Below are 1,683 nucleotides of genomic sequence, written 5' to 3'. Positions count from 1 at the left end.
TCGTTCTTCGCGATCGTCAGGTTCACGTTGTCGACGGCCGTGCTGTCGCCGAATTTCTTCACGACGTTTTCGATGCGTACGAACGCGTCGTTTTGCGGACGGGCCACGGCGGCCGGTTGGGTCTGTCGTGCAGCAGCGGAAGAGGGTATCGATTGCATGGGAGTCACCATTCGTTCTTCACGGATTGCAGGCGTGAGCGTCCCCGCGCGAGGCGCGTAATGCGACTCACGGACAACGGCTCGTGCCGGATGGAACAGGGCGCGCGGTGCGCGCGGGCGGACGGAGGTCCGCGGATCTCAGGCGGGCAGGCGTACCGCGATGCCTGCGCCGCCGTGATGCATGACGGTCAGTGGCCCGTCTTCAGCTGGGCCCACAGACGGTTCTCGAGGCGCAGGATGTCGGCCGGCATCGGCTTCATCAGCACCATCTTCTTCAGCACGTCTTCCGGCGGGTAGACGGTCGGGTCCTGTGCGACGGACGGCGTGACGAACGGGTGCGCGGCCTTGTTCGCGGTCGGATAGAACACCGTGTTGGTGATCGCCGCGTTGACCTTCGGATCGGAGACGTAGTTGATCCATTTCATGGCGGCTTCCGGGTGCGGTGCATCCTTCGGGATCACCATCACGTCGAACCAGAGCAGGCCGCCTTCCTTCGGATTCGCGAACTTGATGTCGTACGAACGCTTCGCTTCGGACGAGCGGCGGTGCGCGATGCCGACGTCACCCGACCAGCCGAGCGCAACGCACACGTCGTTGTTCGCGAGGTCGTTGATGTAGCCGGACGAGTTGAACTGGGTAATGTACGGGCGGACTTTCTTCAGGACTTCGAATGCTGCCTGGTAGTCGCCGGGGTTGGTGCTGTTCGGGTTCTTGCCCATGTATTGCAGCGTCGCGGCGAACACGTCGACGGCCTGGTCGAGGAACGACACGCCGCAGCCCTTCAGCTTTTCCATGTTGGCCGGGTCGAACACCAGCGCCCAGCTGTCGACCGGCGCCTTGTCGCCGAGCGCCTTCTTCACTGCCTGCGCGTTGTAGCCGATGCCGTCCGTGCCGTAGGCCCAGGGGACGCCGTACTGGTTGCCCGGATCGGCATCGGCGATCATCTTCATCAGCAGCGGGTCGAGGTTCGCGAGGTTCGGAATCTTCGACTTGTCGAGCTTCTGGTACACGCCGGCCTGGATCTGCTTGGCCATGTAGTTCGACGTCGGCACGACGATGTCGTAACCCGAACTGCCGGCAAGCAGCTTCGCCTGAAGCGTGTCGTCGCTGTCGTAGTTGTCGTACTTGACGTGGATACCCGTCTGCTTCTGGAAGTTCGGGATCGTGTCGGGTGCGATGTAATCGGACCAGTTGTAGACATTCAGCTCGTCGGCATGCGCCGACGGGCTGGCGACCGACGTGAACGCTGCCGCGGCGGCAAGGGCGGCAACAGAACAGGCTTGGCGAAGAAAGCAGGCACGCATGGTGGAATTCCCTTGGGTTATGGCGGCGTGCGGCGCCCGCCGCACGCCTGTAGGCAAAACCGTTACGAAATACCCAGTTGCTGGGCGGTTGCATCGACGGCTTTCTTCGCCTTCGACACGAGTTCATCGATTTCCTGGCGCGTGATCACGAGCGGCGGCGACAGCAGCATCCGGTCGCCGGTCGCACGCATGATCAGGTTGCCGTTGAAGCAGAAGTCGCG

Annotated in this window: 1 protein-coding gene and 2 pseudogenes; all 3 read right to left on the bottom strand. The window is 62.9% G+C overall.

Translation table 11 applies throughout. From position 1 onward, the window contains the following. A pseudogene (locus BLA15945_RS37505) lies at nt 1–158 on the bottom strand (polyamine ABC transporter ATP-binding protein); the annotation flags it as partial. A gap of 188 nt (nt 159–346) precedes the next feature. Next, the gene (locus tag BLA15945_RS37500; protein ID WP_059233002.1) at nt 347–1,462 is read right to left on the bottom strand and encodes a polyamine ABC transporter substrate-binding protein; all 1,116 of its coding nucleotides are present in this window, start codon (nt 1,460–1,462) and stop codon (nt 347–349) included. A gap of 62 nt (nt 1,463–1,524) precedes the next feature. Further along, nucleotides 1,525–1,683, bottom strand: a pseudogene (locus tag BLA15945_RS37495) (aspartate aminotransferase family protein); the annotation flags it as partial.

The sequence above is a fragment of the Burkholderia arboris genome, from assembly GCF_902499125.1.
GTDB classification, from domain to species: domain Bacteria; phylum Pseudomonadota; class Gammaproteobacteria; order Burkholderiales; family Burkholderiaceae; genus Burkholderia; species Burkholderia arboris.
Note: the sequence above shows the minus strand (reverse complement) of the source record. Positions and strands in the feature narration are given on the sequence as shown.

Bases quoted from the DNA above. Each gene is read 5' to 3' on its own strand.
- BLA15945_RS37500 (WP_059233002.1), bottom strand. From the start codon at position 1,462: ATGCGTGCCTGCTTTCTTCGCCAAGCCTGTTCTGTTGCCGCCCTTGCC.